Annotated in this window: 1 protein-coding gene; it reads right to left on the minus strand. The window is 53.4% G+C overall.

Annotated features, from left to right (window positions below; all coding sequences use genetic code 11):
• Positions 1-820: tape measure protein (locus HCX89_RS22625; RefSeq protein ID WP_167717524.1), on the minus strand; the 820-nt coding region annotated here is incomplete at both ends.

An 820-nucleotide genomic window follows, 5' to 3' on the forward strand; every position in this document is an offset into this window, starting at 1 on the left:
CGGCAGATTCTTTGGCGGCAGTTGCGCTGGCTTTGTAAGAGTCCTTGCTGCTCTTGGCCATCGCTTTAGTAACAGTTGTCCATGCCTGACGAATATCGGCGCCGTCCTGCTCTACCTGATCCTTGAAACCTTTGGAGATCGCATAGATGGCCCCGGTCGCCTCGCGGATTTTGGCAGCCAGAGCATCGGCCCCAACAGCATCAAGCAGTTTTGCCCAACCACTGAGAATGGTTGCATAGGCAGCCGTGGCGGTCATTGCCAGTGTTGACAGGCCTGCAGTGATACCATTCCAAACCAGTTGAATACTGGCGCCAACAACAGTTAACCCCTGAGTGAAGGCGCGGATATTATCAAGGGTTGCAGTGAGACTTTCGCCGCCATCTTTGATGATAGTGGAGAAGAAGTTACTGATATCCGCAGCGGCCTGCTGCAGCTTGCCATTGCCGTTGAGTTCGTCAAATTTGTTGTTGAGATCATCCAGAAACTGCAGGCCAACCTCATACAGACCTGAATCGGCAATTTTCTGCTGAAACAATTCCCAATTGTTTGACAGCACATTGACCTGACCGGAAAGGCGCTCAAGTGATTTGGCGGCTTGGCCGTTGGCGCCCTTGCCCATTTCCTCAAACAGGGCTTGGATAGTTTCACGCCCGAGCTTGCCTTGTTCAGAGAGCTTCGAAAGCTGCACCGTGTTCTTGCCGGTGACTTTCTCCAGCAGCTCCCACACGGGAACGCCACGTTCAACAAGCTGCAGTATCTCTTCCCCTTGCAGCTTTTGCTTAGCCCACGCCTGGCCGACGGCAAGGATGATGCCCTCTAG

The sequence above is a fragment of the Shewanella sp. Iso12 genome, from assembly GCF_012030025.1.
GTDB classification, from domain to species: domain Bacteria; phylum Pseudomonadota; class Gammaproteobacteria; order Enterobacterales; family Shewanellaceae; genus Shewanella; species Shewanella algae.